This window comes from Streptomyces sp. NPDC045956 (assembly GCF_056430705.1).
In genome coordinates this window covers 423,288-439,368 of record NZ_JBWKKZ010000002.1, presented here as the reverse complement: position 1 = coordinate 439,368, position 16,081 = coordinate 423,288, and the positions used below count along the sequence as shown (strand labels likewise).

Below are 16,081 nucleotides of genomic sequence, written 5' to 3'. Positions count from 1 at the left end.
GTACGGCGGTGTCACACGGCCAGTGACAGGCCGCTCTCCTCGTCCGGGTCCGCCGCGCGGGCCGGTTCCGGTGTCCGTCCCTTGGCGAGCAGCAGTGCGTCGGCCTTGGCCACCGCCTCCTGGATGCTGGTCGTCGCCGTCATCACGCACAGGGTGTAGCTGACGTCCGCCAGTTCGCGCGCCGTCGCCGGCCTCTCCCTCTCCGCCTGAGCGATCCGCAACGACGCGTACCGCGTCAGCAACTCCCTGACGACCCTCGGGTCCGGTTCGAGCACGAAGCGCCCCTCTCTCGATTTTCGCTGCGTATGCCCGAACCCGGCCGAAACATTCACACCATGCACGCACCTGGCCTCAATTGACCAGAACCAGTCGATTCCTGTCCGGCCTTCGTCGCGGCCCGCCGAAGATCCGGCGGAAACCGGACAGAACACCGACCAAAGCACCGACCGGAGCACCGCTCGAAGTGCCGCCCGGAACACCGACGGGGCATTCAGGCCACCTGTCCGCTGTGCAGGGCCGCGTACGCCCCTCCTCTGCTGAGGAGTTCCTCGTGGGTGCCGGTCTCCCGTATCCGCCCGTCGGCCATCACCACGATCCGGTCCGCGCCCCGCACGGTGGACAACCGGTGCGCGACGACGAACGTGGTGCGCCCGCGCAGCAGCCGGGCCAGCGCCTGCTGGACCAGCGCCTCGGAGCGCGTGTCCAGCGCCGACGTCGCCTCGTCCAGGATCAGCACCCGGGGGTCGCGGATGAGGGCGCGGGCGATGGCCAGCCGCTGGCGCTGTCCGCCGGACAGCCGGGCGCCGTGCTCCCCCACCAGGGTGTCCAGCCCCTGCGGCAGCCGGTCGACGAACTCCAGCGCGTTCGCGTCCCGCAGGGCCCGGCGCACCGTCTCCTCGTCGGCCTCGTCCATGCCGTAGGCGACGTTCTCCCGGATCGTGCCGTCGAACAGGATCGACTCCTGCGGCACCACCGAGACGAACCGCCGGTAGGTGCGCAGGTCCAGGGTGTTCATGTCGGCGCCGTCGAGCAGCAGCCGGCCCGAGGTGGGCCGCAGGAAGCCGATGACCAGGTTGAGCACGGTCGACTTGCCCGCCCCGGAGGCGCCGACCAGCGCGATGGTCTCGCCGGGCTCCACGGCCAGGGTGAAGTCGCTCACCGCGGCCCGCCCGTCGGTCTCGAAGACGTGCCCGACGCCCTGGAAGGTGACGGCGCCGCGCAGCGAGGTGAGTTCCGCCTTGCCCTCGTTGTCCTCGAGTTCGGGTGCCTGGAGCACCTCACCGACCGAGCGGACGGACTCCAGGCCCTTGGTGATGACGGGGGCCAGCCCCGCCAACGTCGTCGTGGAGTTGGTGAGGGTGGTCAGGAAGGCACTGAGCATGACGACGTCGCCCGCGGTCACGCCCCAGACACCGTGGTACGAGATCAGCGCGGCGCCCGCGAGGACCAGGACGCCGACCACGTTGAGCACGACCCAGGACAGCGATCCGAAGCGGCCGTTGACCAGGTCGAGGCGCATCCCGGAGGTGAGCAGGCGGTCCAGGGTGCCGTCCATGCGGCGCAGCGCCTTGCCCTCCAGGCCGTGGGCGCGGGTGACCGGGATGAGCCGGGTCATCTCCGTGACCCGGGAGGACAGGGCCTCCACCTCGTGGCGGAAGTGCTCGTTGTGGGAGCGCAGCCGGGCGCGGAGGCGGGCCACGAGGATCGAGGCGGCCGGGACGACGACGAGGAAGACGGGCAGGAACTCCGGGGTGCGCACGGCGATGATGACCAGGCCGCCGGTGAGCACGGTCAGCGCGCCGAGACCCGTCTCCGCGGTCTGCTGCACCATCTGTTCCACCGTCTCCACGTCCCGCACCACCTTGGCCTGCAGGACGCCGGCGCTGACGCGTGAGTGGTAGCCGATGGAGAGCTGCTGCATCCGCGTGCACAGGGCGGAGCGCAGGGCGGTACCCATGCGGCGCACGCTGCCGTACAGGAGGCGGACGTAGAGCAGGTGCAGCGGGTAGTTGACGACCAGGATGAACATGATGATCCCGGTGCTGGTCCACAGGTCGCCGACCGGCCCGTGCTGGACGACGGTGTCGATGATCGTCGCGGTGATCAGGGGCAGCAGCCAGACGGGGCTGTGCTTGACGGTGAAGACCGCCACCGCCCCGGCCAGGCGGTGGCGGTCGGCTCGGAACAGGTAGACGAGCGTGCGTATCGGGTGTTCGCCGCGGTAGCGGTGGTCGAGCGGTTTTTCGGGCGGCGACGCCATCGGCGTGGTCCTCCTGGTGACCGAGTGGGGCAAGCGCTTTCTCCTCGCGCTTTCCTACCCGTTCACCACCGCGGGCGCCACACCGTCCCGGAGGTCGGGACGTGGCCGGAGGGGAGGCCCGCGCCGTCTCCCCCGTGGAGGGCGCGGGCCTCAGTCTCCGAGGGTGCGGGCCAGCTCGGTGGTGGCGCGCTTGATCTCGCTGTCCCCCTCGACGAGCAGTCGCGCCAGCTCGCCCCGGCGGGCCCGGACGGCCTGCCGTGCCGCACGCTCCCAGGCCACCGGATTCTCACGGTGGTTGAGCAGCTTGGGATAGGCGGTGGCGGTGGTCTCCCACTGCCGGGCGTCGGCGATGTTCTTGAGCAGCTGGATGATCTGCGCCCGGCAGTTCACCTGCGGCCACTGCGCCAGCTCCCAGAGGAAGGGCACGGTGGCGGCGGTCGCCTGCTCCACGACGAAGCCGTACTGGCAGATGCGTTTCCGCAGATCGTCGAGGGCGGCGCGGGCGGTGTCGGGGTCTCCCGAGGCGACCTTGCGCAGCAACCGCGGAATGGCGGCGGCCGAACCGCTGGAGTCCTGGATGTCGGTCCAGGGCACCCCGTCCAGTCCGGCGAGGGGGGCGGTGCGGGGCGGGCCGGACGGTGGCTTCGCAGGGTCGGTGCGCTGGGTGCTCGGCTCGGGTGTCGGAGCGCTGCGCATGGTGTGGGGCCCTTCCGCGGCAGTCGGGTCAGGTGGGGGTGCGGGTCGACAACTTGGCCCAGACGGTCTTGCCCGCCGGGGGACGCGGGGTCCAGCCCCACTCCTCGGCGAGGGCGTCGACGATGCACAGGCCGCGTCCGTGCTCCTCGAGTGCCGAGTCGCCGGACGGGGCGAGGACGGGCGCGTTGTCCCCGGGGTCGGAGACGGTGAGCATCAGGTGGTGGGGGCCCACGGCGAGTCCCAGCCGGATCTCCGGGGCTCCGGCCGCCGCGGACGGCACCGCGTGCGACACGGCGTTGGCGGCGAGTTCGGTGATCACCAGGACGGCGTCGTCGGCGTACCGGCCGAGGGACCAGCCCTGCAACGTGTCCCGGGTGAAGACCCGGGCCCGCGCGAAGCCCTCCGCGCTGCACGCGATGCGCAGCACCGCGGAGACGGGCCCGCAGCCCTGCGCGTGCCGCGGCGGGTGAGAGGCCGGGCACGGCCAGTCCTGGCGGCCGGCGGCCGGTCGCGGCACGTGGGGGAGCCCGCCGAACCCACTCGTCGCGCCCGCCTCCGGCACGGACTCACCGGGTGACCGGAGCGTTGGATGCGCAGGTGACGACACGGCATCTCCCTGATGCGACGTCAGAACGGGGCGCCCACCAAGGGGTTGACGCCACGGCTATTATCCACGCTGACAGTGATCGCGTGCAATTGCACGAGAAATTGCGCGAAAAAAATCGGTTGGGAGCGTTCGGGGACCGACGGGACTCGGTTCGCCCGCTCCCCCGAACGGCAAGGAGATCGCGGTGCCATCAGTGCGCAACGGAGTGCAGGCCAGCTCGTTGGACGCCTGCTGGATGAAGAGTCGGCACAGCAACGCCGAGGGCAACTGCGTCGAGGTCGCCCTCGTGGACGGGGGCATCGCGATGCGCAACTCCCGTGACCCGGACGGACCCGCCCTCGTCTACACCTCCGGAGAGGTGGCCGCCTTTCTGGCCGGGGCGAAGGACGGCGAGTTCGACCACCTGGTGTGAGACGGGTGGTCGCACGACCGCCGGGGCCGGCGGGCCCGGCCGCCGAGCGGAGCCCAACTACCCATTTCCCAGAGGCCGATGCGGTGGGCATAACCCGGATGAGATAGTGTGGATCCTCAAGTCTGCCTGTCTGCTGGGAGCCAGGATGTCCGCCGCGTCGCATCGCATCTCCCGTCTCGAACCGTACCTGGACCGGGTCGAGCCCGCTCCGACCCTGCTGAAGATGCTGGTCGGTGTCCAGCTGGCGGGTTTCCGTGAGGACGCCGGCCTCTCCCAGGACCAAGCGGCGCGCGAACTCGGGTTCAGCGCGGCCAAGCTCTCGCGCATCGAGTCGGGCAAGAGCCGCAGGCCCCCGACGGAGACCGACGTCCGTGCGCTGCTGGAGCGGTACGGCACCGACGACTACGAGGCCTCGGTCCTGCTCAAGCTGGTGCAGCGGGCCGGCGAGCCGGGCTGGTGGCAGCGGTACGACAAGCGCCTGATGCCCGAGTGGTTCGACCGCCTGGTCGGTCTCCAGGAGGCCGCGGCGACCATCCGGACCTTCGAGATCCAGTACGTCCCCGGCCTGCTCCAGACGGCCGGGTACACCCGGGCCGTGGTCGAGCGGGGGCTGCCGAACGCGCCGGCGGGCGAGGTCCGGCGGCGCGTCGAACTGCGCATGCGCCGCGCGGAGCTGCTGCGGCGCGGCGACGCACCGCAGCTGTGGGCGATCATCGACGAGTCCGTGCTGCTGCGCGTGCTGGGCAGCCGCGACGTCATGCGCGAGCAGCTCGCGCACCTGGTCGAGATGGCCGGACAGCCTCATGTGACGCTGCAGATCGTGCCGCTGGACGTGACGAACGCGTCGGCGCCCGCGATCCCCGTCACCTACCTGCGCTTCGGCGGCACGGACCTGCCCGACGTGGTGTACCTGGAGCACATCAGGAGCGCCAACTTCCTCGAGGATCTCGACGAGACCGAGGAGTACCGGGTGGCGCTGGACCGTCTGGCCGACGAGGCGCTGACGCCGCGCGAGTCGCTGGAGATGCTCCGCCGGACGATGGCGGAGCGCTACGCCGAGGAGTGACGGCGAGGCAGGACCGAAGGGCAGGGACCAGGGGCCGCACGCATCGCGCGCGGCCCTCGGCGTCTCCCCGGGACCGTCCTCCGCGCTAGCGTATGCGTCCCAGGCCGCCGAACTCGATCCACTCGTCGGTGAGCTGGCGCGGCGCCACCTCGCTGTCCGGGCGCCAGGTGGAGACCTCCACCAGGCCCGGCTCCAGGACGTCCATGCCCTCGAAGTACGCCTCGACGTCCCTGGGTTCGCGAACCCGTCCCCAGTGCCCCTGCGTGGCCTGGTTCATGAAGTCCGTGACGAACTCCCGCACCTCGGCCTTCTCGCTGACCAACTGGCACATCACCGCGTAACTGCCGGGTATCAGCCGATCGGTGACCCGCTTGATGACCGCCTGGGGGCCGTCGGTGTCGCTGTCGGGTATGCAGTGGAAGACCGAGTTGAAGAGCACGGCGACCGGCTCCGAGAAGTCGATCAGGCGCTGGGTGTCGGGGTGGGAGAAGATCTCGTCCGTCGACCGCATGTCGGCGTGTATGACGGCGGTCCGGTCGTTCTGGTCGAGCAGCGCCCGGCCGTGGACCAGCACCATCGGGTCGTTGTCGACGTAGACGACGCGCGCGTCGGGGTCGACGCGCTGGGCGACCTGGTGCACGTTGTCCTGCGTGGGAAGGCCGGACCCGTGGTCCAGGAACTGGCGGATGCCGTAGTCCTGCACGAGGGTCCTGACCACACGCTGGAGGAAGCGCCGGTTGTTGAGCGCCAGCCGGCGGGTGCTGGGGACGACCTTGTCGAGCTCCCCGACCGCCGCCCGGTCGGCCGCGTAGTTGTCCTTGCCGCCCAGGTAGTAGTCGTACATACGTGCGGCTGTGGGCACGTTGGCGTCGATCTCCGTGGACAGCTGCTTGTCGGCCTGCATCGTTCCCCCAGCTCCGTACGGGCGCCAACTGGACTGGCATGACAGAGAGTACATCCTAGAGACCCCATGGACAGGGAAACCAGCAGGTGGCCCGAGTGGCCGCCAAAACGACCGTCACGCAGTCGAGTTGACGGCCACTCAGGTACTTTCAGCCGCGGTCGGCCAGGTACGCGTCGACGCCCGGCGCCTTGTGTGCCTCCTCCACGCCCACGACGCCGCCGACGGCCTTGGCGGAGGGCTTCATCACGTAGGTGGACCGGCTGGCCGGCGCCTTCACGCTGGTGAAGTCCTGCGGGGTGCCGAGGCCGGTGTCGGCGTTCTTCTGCGAGCGGTGCGCCTTCACCACGTCCTCACGGGTGAGGCTGCCGCCCTCACAGGCCTTCTTCAGGTCCGCGCCCATGAGCTGGGCGGCGTTGTACCCGGAGAGCACGCCGGAGTCGACCGGCTCGCCGGGGAACTTCTTGCCGTAGGCGGCGACCATCTTCTTGACGCCCGGCAGGTCCGAGCTGACCGGCGGTGCGGCGCTGACCACGTGGACCATGGCCTCCAGGGCCTTGGCGGCCGGCGTCTTCATCAGCTGCGGGGAGTAGCCGGGCGCGCTGCTGACGATCGGCACGGTCAGCCCGCGGGCGGCGGCCACACCCGCGAGGGAGGCGGTCTGCGCGGGGCCCGCGCTGATCAGGATCGCCTTGACGCCGGCCTTGCTCAGGGCCGCCACCTGGGCCGTCAGGTCCGTGTCGGTGGCCTTGATCTTCTGCCCGGCCACCTTGATCCCCGCCTGCTCGGCGGCCCACTCGGAGCCCTCCAGCGCGTTGGTGCCGTAGTCCCCCTCGAAGTACACGTGGCCGATCGTGTCACCCTTGGCGATCTTCTTGGAACGGGTGAGGAAGTCGACGGCGGCGATCATGTCGAGGTCGTAGGTGGTGCCGAGGACCTGCACGGAGTCCATGCCGAGCAGCGAGGCGGCCCAGGCCTGCGGGAAGGTGAGCATGTTGTCGCGCTGGATGTCGTCGAGCAGCGCGGCGACCACCGGCGAACCGATCACCTGGGGCAGGGCGACGACGTCCGAGGAGATGTCGGCGTAGGCGGTGACGGCCTTCTGCACGTCGTAACCGTGGTCCTTGACGACGATCTCGACCTTGCGATCGCAGATGCCGCCCGCGGCGTTGGTCTCGTCGGCCCACATCTGCTGGGCCTGGACGATGCTCTTGCCGAGGGTGGCGTAGGGGCCGGTGAGGTCGGTCAGCGCGCCCAGCTTGATGGCCTTCTCGGTGACTCCGGGGCCGGCCTTGACGCCGTCGGCGGCGTTGTCGGTCTTCCCGCCGTCGTCCGCCTTGGAGCTGCATGCGGTGCCCGCGAGCAGCACGGCGGCCAGTGCCGCGGCCAGGGCGGCGGTCCGGGTGGTGCGGGCTCTGGGGTGCGTGACGTTCACGGGGTGTGCTCCTTGGCTCGTGCGGTGGTGGCGGTGGAGGGTCGGGGCGAGGGCCCGGTGCCGGGCGGCTCGTGGACGGGCGGTGTGCGGCGCAGGCGGGCGCGGGTGCGCCGGGCCAGTCCGTGCAGGCCGTCCGGGGCGTACAGCAGGATCACGACGATCGCCGCGCCGTAGAGGTAGCGGGAGGCCTCGGTCGGCCCGATCGAGCCGCCTCCGGAGCCCGGCGTCGCCACCAGCGGCAACTGGTCGGCGTAGCGCGTCATCAGCAGCGGCAGCGCGGTCACGAAGACGGCTCCCGCGGTGGCTCCGGCCACCGAGCCGAGGCCGCCGATGACGATCATGGCGAGGTAGTCGACGGAGAGGAGGAGGGAGAAGTAGTCGGGCACGACCCGGCGGAAGGAGAGCGCGAGCAGGACGCCCGCGAGGCCCGCGTACATCGAGGAGACGACGAAGGCGGAGGAGCGGTACCGGGCCACGTGCACGCCCATCACGGACGCCGCGGTCTCGCTGTCGCGCACCGCCACGAGGGCGCGCCCGGGGCGCCCGCGCAGCAGTCCGCGCGCGGTGAACCAGGTGAGGGCGAACAGGGCCAGACCCAGGTACCAGAGCCGTTCCTCCGCACCGAACGGCACGCCCAGCACGGTCAGTTCCGGGTCGGACTCGGCGAAGGTGAACCCGCCGATCTCCAGCGGCGGCACCGAGCGGCCGTTGAAGCCGCCGGTGACGGAGTCCGCGGTGAGCAGGACGTGGTGGCCGAGGAAGACCAGGGCGAGCGTGGCGACGCCCAGGTACACGCCCTTGACCCGGCCGGCGACGGGGCTGAACAGACCGCCCGCCGCGCCGGCGAGCAGCACGGCGAGGACGGCGGCGACGGCCGGCGGCAGCCCCGGGCCCGGTTCGCCCGCCAGCCACACGTAGCCGTAGGCGCCGACGGCGAGGAAGAAGGCGTGCCCGAGGGAGAGCTGTCCCGCGGTGCCGCTGAGCAGGCTGAGACCGACGGCGCCGATCGCCGCGGCCATGGAGAACAGGCCGATGCGCAGCCAGAAGGCGTCGAGGTAGAAGGGCAGGCCGCACAGGAGGAGGGCGGGCAGCAGCAGGAGTCCGCCGCGCTTGAGGAGGGCGCTCCCCTTGAGAAGCTCAGACACGAGCCGCTCCCTTCGCCGCGAAGAGTCCCGCGGGGCGCACCAGGAGGACCAGCACCATCACGGCGTACGGGGCGACGTCCCCGAAGCCCTCGCCGAGGACGTGCAGCTCGGACTGGTAGCCGGCGACGAAGGCCTCGGTGAGGCCGATCAGCATGCTGCCGACCAGCGCGCCGACCGGTGAGGCCATGCCGCCGAGGATGGCGGCCGGGAAGGCCTTGAGGGCGATCTGCCCGGTGGTGCGCTCCAGTCCGGGTGCCGGGAAGGCGACCAGGAAGACCGCGGCGAGCGCGGCCAGTCCGCCGGCCAGGCACCAGGCGACGGTGCGTACGCGGGTCAGCCGTACGCCCATGAGGGCCGCGGCCTCGCCGTCCTCGGCCGCCGCGCGCAGCGACAGGCCCCAGGGGGTGAACCGGAAGAGGGCGAAGGCTCCGGCGATGGCCAGGCCGGACACCAGGATCGCGGCGATGCGGCTGTCGGCGACGGTCACCGGGCCCAGGTCGGTCACCGAGTCGCCCCAGGGGTCGCCGAGCGGCAGCAGGTCGCCGCCGATGCGCCGGGCGAGGTCGGTGACCAGGACGATGTCGATGCCGATGGTGACGATGGTCTGCACGTGGGAGGCGTGCGGGTCGTTCCCGCCGACCCGCTGGAGGATCAGCCGGTCCAGGGCGCCTGCGACGGCGGCCGTCACCAGGACCGCGACGGCGAGCGCCCCGGCGAAGCCGATGTCGTCGTGGAGGACGGCGACGAGGTAGCCGCCCAGCAGCAGCAGCGAGCCGTGGAGGAAGCTGAGCACGCCGGAGGCCTTGAAGATGGTGACGAAGCCGAGGGCGATCAGGGCGTAGACGGAGCCCAGGGCGAGGCCGTTGAGGAGGTTGTCGAGGAAGCCGCTCATGCCGCGTCCTCCCCGGTGGTGCCGGTGCCGAGGTAGGCGCGCAGCACCTCGGGGTCGCGACGGACCTCGTCGGGGGTGCCGTGCGCGATGGCCTTGCCGAAGTCGAGGACGGTGACCTCGTCGGCGAGGCGCATGACCAGGCCCATGTCGTGCTCGACCAGCACGACGGACAGGCCGAGTTCGGTACGGATCTCGCGGACGACCTCGGTCATCCGGACGCGTTCGGCGGCGTTCATGCCGGCCACGGGTTCGTCGAGCAGCAGTACACGGGGCTCCAGACAGAGGGCGCGGGCCAGTTCGACCCGTTTGCGGTCGCCGTAGGACAGCAGGGCGACGGGTGTGTCGAAATGGGCGCCGAGGCCGGTGAGTTCGGCGATCTCACGTGCTTTGGCGAGGTGTTCGCGCTGTTCGCGCACGGCGTGCGGCAGACGCAGGGCGCTGGCGGCGAAGCCGGCCCGGGTCAGGGCGTGGCGTCCCAGCATCAGGTTGTCGGCGACGGTGCCCTGGGTGGTGACGATGTTCTGGAAGGTGCGGGCCACGCCGAGGGCCGCGATCCGGTGCGGCGCGAGACGGGTCAGTTCGGCGTCGCCGAGCCGGACGGTCCCGGTGGTGGGCCGGTACAGGCCGGACAGGACGTTGAAGCAGGTGGACTTGCCGGCGCCGTTGGGTCCGATGACGGCGTGCAGGGTGCCCGGGGCGACGGTGAACGAGACGTCGTCGAGGGCGACGAGTCCGGCGAAGCGCACGGTCACGTCCCGGACCTCGAGCGTGGGCGGCGCGGTGGTACCGGTGGTCACGCGGCCCCCTGGTCGTCGGCGGCCTCGCCCAGGTAGAGGCGGCGTACGGCGTCCGTCCGCGCGAGTTCGCCGGCGGGTCCGGACAGGCCGATCTCACCGACCTCCAGGACGTAGGCGTGCTCGGCGAGGGACAGCGCCATGCCGGCGTTCTGTTCCACGAGGAGTACGGCGGTGCCCTGGGTGTTGATCTCGCGGACGACCTCGGCGATGCGCTCCACCATGAGCGGGGCGAGCCCGAGGGAGGGTTCGTCGAGGAGGAGCAGACGGGGTGCGGCCATGAGGGCGCGGCCGATGGCCAGCATCTGCTGCTCGCCGCCGGACAGCAGGCCGGCCGCCTGGCGGGTGCGTTCGGCCAGCCGTGGGAAGAGGGTGAAGACGCGGTCCCGCGCCTCGCTGACCTGCGCCGGGGCGCGGCGGTTGAGGCCCAGCCCGCCGGCGCGCAGGTTCTCGTCGACGGTGAGTCCGGCGAACACCCGCCTGCCCTCGGGTACCTGGACGACGCCGGCCCGTACGGCGGCGACCGGGTCCCTGCCGTCGAGGGCCGTGTCGCCGTAGCGGACGCGGCCGGCCGTGATCGCGCCGCGGTGCAGGCGCAGGGTGCCCGACACGGCCCGCAGCAGCGTCGTCTTGCCGGCGCCGTTGGCGCCGAGCAGCGCCACGACGCCGCCGTGCGGGACGGTCAGGGACACGGAACGGAGGGCGGACAGTGCGCGCCCGTACGTCACGTCGAGGCTCTCGACGTGCAGCGCGGGCTCGCCGTCCGGTGGTGCTGCGGGCATCGCGGCTCCTTGGGACCGTGCCGAGAACGGCACGGTGACGGGTGAGGGAGAGCTCACGACAGCACGCGGACCGGTGCGGGTACAGGTCTGCGGCCCGGGTCGCTGCGGCGTCCCAGTCGCGGACGGGAGAGTCTGTGCGGATGCCCAGCGCCGGGCGCTGGGGCGGTGCCCGGGGGGTGCCTGGGCGGGGGGTGGGGAAGGTGTGGGTGCGGGGGCGGGGAAGGTGTGGGTGCGGGGGGCGGGGAAGGTGTGGGGTGGAGAGCCGCGGGCCGGTCCCGGGGTGGTGCGGGGCGTCGGGAGGAGGCGGTGCGAGGGCGGGGGTGGAGGGTCGGTGCCGGGACAGTGCCCGGGCATGCCGAGGGCCCTCGTGGGGAGGCCCGTGCGGGCCGTGTCCCCCGCGGGACGGGGCCCGGGCGAGGCGGGCCGGGACCCCTCGTGGGGAGGCCCGTGCGGGACGTGTCCCCCGCGGGCCGGGGCCCGGGCATGCCGGGTCCCCTCAGGCGGGTGTCCGGGCAGGACGGACGCCCGGCGGGCGCCGGGCACTCCTGCGGGGGCTGCCGTGCCCGCCCGAGCGCCGGCGGGGCGCCCGGGCGGGCCGGGGCTCAGGAGTGGGTGACGCCTGTGCGGGCGGAAGGCGGCGCTGGTGCTCAGTCGCGCAGGACCCGGCGGGCGGTCAGGGCCAGGCTGATCTCGACCAGGTCGGCGGGGCGGGCCAGAGAGCGGCCGGTCAGTTGCTCGCAACGGCGCAGGCGGTTGAGGACCGTGTTGCGGTGGCAGTACAGGCGTTCGCCCGCCCGTTGCGCCGAGCCGTCGCAGTCGAGCCAGGTCGTGAGGGTGTCCAGCAGCACCTCACGGTCCGCGGGCTCCAGCCGCAGCAGGGGGCCGAGCACCTTCCCGGCGAGGGCACGGCCGAGGTCAGGGCTGGAGACGACCAGGGCGGCGGGGAGGTGGTCGGCGAGCCGGACCGTGCCGCCGGTCTCCGGGCAGATGTCCAGGGCGGTGTCGGCGGACCTGCGGGCGTCGCCGACGGCGGCGAGACCGTCGACGGGGCTGCCGATGCCGATCCGCAGACCGGCGGGCCCGGTGTCCCGGTCCGTCCCGGGCTCCGGCGCCTCGGGCAGTCCCTCGTCGTCGACGCCGACCAGGACGATGCCGTAGTCGTTCTCGGCGCCGGCGTGCCAGTGGACCCGGGCGCCGGACGGTACGGCCGCGGCGCGGGCGGCGTCGGGACGGGCGCAGTGCCCGCCGGTGACGGCCACGACGACGTACCGGCCCTGTTCCGGCAGGCCCAGCGCCTGTGCGGCCTCGGGCAGGTCCGCGATGCGGCTGGTGCCGTCCAGCAGGCCGGCGGCGAGCAGCCGGGCCCGGTTCTCGCGGCGCCGGCTCAGCTGCCACTCGGTCTGCCGGTAGGCGTCGGCCACCAGGGTGCAGTGCTCGTCCACGAAGTTCCACACGTCGGCGGCGACGTGCACGAGGAGGCGCACGTCCTCGGGGGCGGTCCGGGAGGTCTCCTCGACCAGCCGCTGCCAGACCAGGGAGCCGCCCAGGCGGAAGGCGTGCAGCAGGGCGTCCAGCGGGAGTCCCTGCTCGGCGCGGGCGGCGCCGATCCGCCAGGAGCAGCGGCGGGCCGCGTCCCGGGCCGCGCGGGGGTCGAGCAGTGAGGCCACGCTGTGCCGCAGCGAGCGGTGCGCCTCCTGCCAGGTGGCCGTGGGGTCCTTCGTGACGGCGGCGCGGTAGGCGGGCTCCTGCTCCTGGAGCAGCGCCACCAGCCGGTCGGTCAGACCGGGCAGGTCGTCCAGCAGGGCGCGGGCGGCCCGGTGCAGGACGCGTAGGGCGTCGGCGTCCATCAGCGACGTGACGCTCGGCGTCCGCGGGCGTGGAACGGGCGTCAGCCCGACGCGGTTCGCTGCTCGTGACCGTACGGCGTGCTGCATCGCGGTCCTCCCCAGGCCAGGGCTTGCGGAGGCGCCCCGCGACGGGCTGACCGCCCGTGCCGGGCACGCCCCCTGACTCGTCCTGCCCCGAAGGATGGCATACCGTCCGGTCGGTCCCTAGGGTTGTGCACCGGTCTTTTCGGCCTGACCGGCCTCTCCGGCCTGTTCGGCGTGCTCGACCATGCGGGCCAGCTCCAGCCGGGACCGTACCCCGAGCGCCGCGAAGACCTTCCGGAGGTGGTAGTCGACGGTACGGGTGCTGACCGCGAGGTTCAGCGCGACCTCGCGGTTGGTGGCGCCCTCGGCGACGTGCCGGGCGATGCGCAGTTGCTGCGGTGTCAGGCCGGTCAGCGCTCCGGTGTCCCCGGGCCGGGGTGCCGCCCCGAGCGCCCGCAGCTCGCCGCGTGCCTGTGCCGCCCAGACGCCGGCGCCGCAGCGGTCGAAGCCGGCCAGGGCGGCGCCGAGGCGGCCGCGGGCCTCGCGCGGTCTGCGCCGCCGGCGGAGCCACTTGCCGTAGAGCAGCGCGGTGCGGGCACGTTCGAAGTCGCCGCCCGCCTCGTCGTGGCGGGCCAGCGCATGCCGGTAGAGGTCGTCGGCGCGCTCCGGCGGGGCGAGCAGGGCGTGGCAGCGGGCCAGCTGGGCGGCTGCCTGCGGATCGGCGCCGAAGGCCGCCCAGTCGGCGAAGTCGGGGAGGACGGCTCGGGTGTCCTCCTGGCGTCCGGCGAGGACCGCGGCCTCCACGAAGCAGGGCACGGCGAGCCGCCACACCGCGAAGTGCCCGCGCCCGGGCCCCGGCAGCACGAGCAGGCCGAGCCGGTCGGCGGCGTCCAGCGGGCGCCCCCGGCCGAGATCGGCCCGGGCCGCGGCCCACTCCGCCAGCGTGGCGGCCTGGGCCAGTCCGTGCCGCCGGGCCGTGACGAGCGCCGCGGACACGTGCTCGGCGACGGCCTCCGGTTCCTCCTCGATCGACGCCGCGAGGGCCAGTACGGCCCGGTGGTGGGCGGCCGTGTTGCGCTGTCCCGTGCGCAGCGCGGTGCGCAGCCCCTCCTCCGCGTGGGTGCGGGCCTGCGGGTGGCGCCCGGCGCGCAGTTCGGCGTAGGCGAGGTACTCCAGTGCCTGCGGTACGAGCGCGTCCGAACGCAGTTGCCGGGCGGCGGCCAGTGCACGCGCTCCGGCCTGGCGCGCGGCGTCCGCGTCGCCGAGCAGCAGTGCGGCCGCGGCCGACCGCAGCAGGTCGTCGGGCCGGTCGTCGGTCCGGGCGCGTTCGACCACGTGCCCGAGCGGAGCGGCGGCGCGGTCGAGCCGCCCTTCGAGCAGCGCCCGCATGCCGACGCGGTGGTCGCGGACCGGATCGGGGGGCGGCACGGTCCGCCCTTCGTGCCGGTCGCCGGCGGCCGGTGCCGACGGCTCGGCCCGCGCGGCGGCGCCCTCCGGTGGTCCCGGTGGCCCTCCCGCACGAGGCGGCACGGGTGCGTCCCCGTCCCCGACTCCGCCCCCGTCCCCGGCTCCGGCTCCGGCGGGAGGCGGGGCCGCGGCGCGCCCGGGAGCGGGGGCCTCCTCGGGGTGGGCCGGCGGCCCGGGGGTGAGCGTGGCCAGACACGCCGTCAGGTCGCCGGCCGCCCAGGCGGCGTTGGCGGCGGCCAGGGCGGCGGTCGCCGCGTCGGCGGGGGCGTCCTCGGCGAGCAGGGACGCGGCCAGCAGGAGGGACTGGTGAGCGTCGCCGACGGGCCCGTCCCTGAGTTCCGTCAGCCCGCGCACGAGTTCGGCCCGCCCCCGCACCTCGGCCGGCGCGGCGCTGCCCCGGGCGGCGGCGAGCAGGTGGCGTGCCCGGTCGGGGCGGCCGGCGAGCAGGGCCTGCTCGGCCGCGGCCGTGTACCGCCGGGCTCGCGTCGGGCCGTCGGCCGTCAGCTCGGCGGCACGGGTGTACGCCGTGGCGCGCAGCCGGTGGGAGGCGGGTGCCGCGTCGTCGGCGGCGGCCCCCGCCAACCCGTCCGCGAGCGACGGTTCGGGCGCCGGACCGGTCAGGGACCAGGAGCGGTGCAGCAGCGCCGGGAGCCGGTGGCCGCCGGTCTCCAGCACCTCGGCCAGCGCGCGGTGCGCGGCACGGCGCCGGTCCGGTGCGGCGGTGGCGTGGACGGTGCGGCCGACCAGCGGCCCGTGGAACCGGAGCCGCTCGTCGGCCAGGGCGAGGGGTTCGGGGAGGGCGTCCAGGGACGGGGCCGTCGCGGACTCGGGCCGCAGGTGTCGTACGGCGTCGAGGGCCACGCCGGCGTCGACGTCCGGCGCGTCCGACGCCCGGGCGGCCGCCGCCACCGTCAGCAGCAGGTCCCGGTCGGCGGCGGACATGTGGGCCGGCGCCGGGCCCGCGACCTCCGTGAGGCTCCCGGCGTCGACCAGCGGGGTGGGCAGGGGCCGGTGCCCGCGCAGTTCGGCGGGCGACAGCCGGCGGACGAGGGCGAGGAGCAGGGCCGGGTTCCCCTCCGCCCCGGCCAGCAGCTCCTCGCGGACCGCCGGATCGGCGGCGCCGTCGGTCACGTCGTCGAGCAGGGCGTCGGCCTCCGGCCGGGCGAGGGGGTCGAGGCGGACGACGGGGAGGTGGGCGAACTCCGGGTCGACGGCGCGGTGTCCGGCGACGGAGAGGAGCAGCCCGACGCGGCCGGCGGTGTGCAGACGTGCCGCCGCGCCGCCGAGGGCGGTCCGGGCCGGGGTGTCCCACAGGTGGGCGTCGTCGACGCATACGAGCGCGGGCCCCTGGCCCGCCGTCGTCCGCAGGGTGGCGAGCAGTTCCTCGGCGGTGCCGGGCGGTCTGCTCCGCGGGCCGGTCCCGAGGTGGAGCACGGGACCGGCGCGGAAGGAGCGGGCGGCCCACTGGAGGAGGGTGGTCCGGCCCAGGCCGGGCTCGCCGGCCACGAGGAGGTGGCCGCTGTGCGTGCGCAGCCCGTCCAACAGGGAGCGCACCGCTTGCCGTTGGGTGCCGCGGCCGTGGATCCGCACGGCCGTACGTACGGTCGTCTCTCCGGTCATTCCCGGGAGGTTACGCGCGCGTAACCTGACGCGGAAGCCATCGGTCCGCCCCGTCCGCCCGGCCGCGGGGCGTGTCACCAGCGGATGTGCGCCCCGCGGCCGCCGTCACGCACTGTGCCGGCGCCCAGCGGTC

The 16,081-nt window shown here is 73.9% G+C and carries 14 protein-coding genes; 2 read left to right on the top strand and 12 right to left on the bottom strand.

Features of this window, described 5'->3' with window-relative positions:
* Positions 1 to 11 precede the first annotated feature (11 nt).
* The 4 genes from AC07FV_RS07685 to AC07FV_RS07670 form a co-directional block, all read right to left on the bottom strand.
* Positions 12 to 275, bottom strand: a complete 264-nt coding sequence (locus tag AC07FV_RS07685) for a DUF5133 domain-containing protein (protein WP_479085419.1) — start codon at positions 273 to 275, stop codon at positions 12 to 14.
* 215 nt (positions 276 to 490) lie between these two features.
* Positions 491 to 2,260 (bottom strand): ABC transporter ATP-binding protein, encoded by a 1,770-nt coding sequence (locus AC07FV_RS07680; protein WP_479085418.1) that lies wholly within the window; start codon positions 2,258 to 2,260, stop codon positions 491 to 493.
* A 150-nt stretch (positions 2,261 to 2,410) separates the two neighbouring features.
* Positions 2,411 to 2,956 (bottom strand): hypothetical protein, encoded by a 546-nt coding sequence (locus tag AC07FV_RS07675; RefSeq protein ID WP_479085417.1) that lies wholly within the window; start codon positions 2,954 to 2,956, stop codon positions 2,411 to 2,413.
* A 28-nt stretch (positions 2,957 to 2,984) separates the two neighbouring features.
* Positions 2,985 to 3,383, bottom strand: coding sequence for an ATP-binding protein (locus AC07FV_RS07670; protein ID WP_479085416.1), 399 nt, complete (start codon positions 3,381 to 3,383; stop codon positions 2,985 to 2,987).
* Positions 3,384 to 3,747: 364 nt separating this feature from the next.
* Between AC07FV_RS07670 and AC07FV_RS07665 the strand changes: the two genes are divergently transcribed.
* Positions 3,748 to 3,975: a DUF397 domain-containing protein gene (locus AC07FV_RS07665; RefSeq protein ID WP_479085414.1), complete on the top strand. Its 228-nt coding sequence runs from the start codon at positions 3,748 to 3,750 to the stop codon at positions 3,973 to 3,975.
* A 145-nt stretch (positions 3,976 to 4,120) separates the two neighbouring features.
* Positions 4,121 to 5,041, top strand: a complete 921-nt coding sequence (locus AC07FV_RS07660; RefSeq protein WP_479085413.1) for a helix-turn-helix domain-containing protein — start codon at positions 4,121 to 4,123, stop codon at positions 5,039 to 5,041.
* 85 nt (positions 5,042 to 5,126) lie between these two features.
* Here the strand turns inward: AC07FV_RS07660 and AC07FV_RS07655 are convergent, their stop codons facing one another.
* The 8 genes from AC07FV_RS07655 to AC07FV_RS07620 form a co-directional block, all read right to left on the bottom strand.
* Positions 5,127 to 5,945, bottom strand: coding sequence for an SAM-dependent methyltransferase (locus AC07FV_RS07655; protein WP_479085412.1), 819 nt, complete (start codon positions 5,943 to 5,945; stop codon positions 5,127 to 5,129).
* Between the two features lie 148 nt (positions 5,946 to 6,093).
* Positions 6,094 to 7,377: an ABC transporter substrate-binding protein gene (locus AC07FV_RS07650; RefSeq protein ID WP_479085411.1), complete on the bottom strand. Its 1,284-nt coding sequence runs from the start codon at positions 7,375 to 7,377 to the stop codon at positions 6,094 to 6,096.
* The gene (locus AC07FV_RS07645) at positions 7,374 to 8,522 is read right to left on the bottom strand and encodes a branched-chain amino acid ABC transporter permease (RefSeq protein WP_479085409.1); all 1,149 of its coding nucleotides are present in this window, start codon (positions 8,520 to 8,522) and stop codon (positions 7,374 to 7,376) included. Before AC07FV_RS07645 ends, AC07FV_RS07650 begins: the two co-directional genes overlap by 4 nt.
* Positions 8,515 to 9,414, bottom strand: coding sequence for a branched-chain amino acid ABC transporter permease (locus tag AC07FV_RS07640; RefSeq protein ID WP_356604913.1), 900 nt, complete (start codon positions 9,412 to 9,414; stop codon positions 8,515 to 8,517). The genes AC07FV_RS07645 and AC07FV_RS07640 overlap by 8 nt, the downstream gene beginning before the upstream one ends.
* The gene (locus AC07FV_RS07635; RefSeq protein ID WP_384697124.1) at positions 9,411 to 10,211 is read right to left on the bottom strand and encodes an ABC transporter ATP-binding protein; all 801 of its coding nucleotides are present in this window, start codon (positions 10,209 to 10,211) and stop codon (positions 9,411 to 9,413) included. Before AC07FV_RS07635 ends, AC07FV_RS07640 begins: the two co-directional genes overlap by 4 nt.
* Positions 10,208 to 10,990 (bottom strand): ABC transporter ATP-binding protein, encoded by a 783-nt coding sequence (locus tag AC07FV_RS07630; RefSeq protein ID WP_383638373.1) that lies wholly within the window; start codon positions 10,988 to 10,990, stop codon positions 10,208 to 10,210. Before AC07FV_RS07630 ends, AC07FV_RS07635 begins: the two co-directional genes overlap by 4 nt.
* A gap of 647 nt (positions 10,991 to 11,637) precedes the next feature.
* Positions 11,638 to 12,924, bottom strand: coding sequence for a PucR family transcriptional regulator (locus AC07FV_RS07625; protein ID WP_479085407.1), 1,287 nt, complete (start codon positions 12,922 to 12,924; stop codon positions 11,638 to 11,640).
* A gap of 117 nt (positions 12,925 to 13,041) precedes the next feature.
* Positions 13,042 to 15,948, bottom strand: coding sequence for a helix-turn-helix transcriptional regulator (locus AC07FV_RS07620; protein ID WP_479085406.1), 2,907 nt, complete (start codon positions 15,946 to 15,948; stop codon positions 13,042 to 13,044).
* Between the last annotated feature and the right edge of the window lie 133 nt (positions 15,949 to 16,081).

Bases quoted from the DNA above. Each gene is read 5' to 3' on its own strand.
- AC07FV_RS07680 (WP_479085418.1), bottom strand. From the start codon at position 2,260: ATGGCGTCGCCGCCCGAAAAACCGCTCGACCACCGCTACCGCGGCGAA.
- AC07FV_RS07675 (WP_479085417.1), bottom strand. From the start codon at position 2,956: ATGCGCAGCGCTCCGACACCCGAGCCGAGCACCCAGCGCACCGACCCT.
- AC07FV_RS07660 (WP_479085413.1), top strand. From the start codon at position 4,121: ATGTCCGCCGCGTCGCATCGCATCTCCCGTCTCGAACCGTACCTGGAC.
- AC07FV_RS07655 (WP_479085412.1), bottom strand. From the start codon at position 5,945: ATGCAGGCCGACAAGCAGCTGTCCACGGAGATCGACGCCAACGTGCCC.
- AC07FV_RS07640 (WP_356604913.1), bottom strand. From the start codon at position 9,414: ATGAGCGGCTTCCTCGACAACCTCCTCAACGGCCTCGCCCTGGGCTCC.
- AC07FV_RS07630 (WP_383638373.1), bottom strand. From the start codon at position 10,990: ATGCCCGCAGCACCACCGGACGGCGAGCCCGCGCTGCACGTCGAGAGC.
- AC07FV_RS07625 (WP_479085407.1), bottom strand. From the start codon at position 12,924: ATGCAGCACGCCGTACGGTCACGAGCAGCGAACCGCGTCGGGCTGACG.
- AC07FV_RS07620 (WP_479085406.1), bottom strand. From the start codon at position 15,948: ATGACCGGAGAGACGACCGTACGTACGGCCGTGCGGATCCACGGCCGC.